1 protein-coding gene is annotated in these 714 nt (G+C 44.8%); it reads left to right on the forward strand.

Annotated features, from left to right (window positions below):
• Positions 1–714, forward strand: a 714-nt coding sequence (gene lptD / locus R7R24_RS26880; RefSeq protein ID WP_318120143.1) for an LPS assembly protein LptD, incomplete at both ends; no start/stop codon positions are given.

Here is a 714-nt window from a genome sequence, read left to right on the forward strand (position 1 = left end):
TACCCATGCTCAGATTTACTTAGAGCGTGACACCAGCTGGATCAAAGGCTACACACAAACGCTAGAACCACAGCTTCAGTACCTATACGTACCAGAAGAAGATCAAACCAACATCTACAACTACGATACAACGCTGCTGCAAACTGACTACTACGGTCTATTCCGCAGTCGTAAGTACAGTGGTATTGATAAGATCGCATCGGCTAACCAGCTGAGCTACGGTGCAAGTACGCGCTTCTTTGATGATGACTACAAAGACCGTTTGAACGTGTCGTTTGGTCAGATCTACTACTTCGATAAGAAGACGAAAATCAGCAATAGCCCGAACATTCCAGACGAGACAACCAACTACTCTTCATGGGCAGTTGAAGCTGATTTCAACTACAACGACTACCTGTTCTATCACGGTGGCGTTCAGTACGACATCGACTTAAGCTCAATGCAGCTTGCCAACAGTACGTTGGAATATCAGTTTAACGGCGGCTTTATTCAAGGTAACTACCGCTATGTCACTCGCGAATACATCGAAGATACGATCATTCTCGAAAACCTCGACACTATTACTCGTAAAGGTATTTCACAAGCAGGTATCGTAGCGGCATACGAGTTCAACCGTAACTGGTCTGCAAGCGGTCAGTACTACTATGACCTAAATGAAAATACCGATATGGAATGGCTAGCAAGCCTGCGTTACCAATCTGATTGTTGGTACAT

It is taken from the genome of Vibrio sp. 704 (assembly GCF_033339295.1).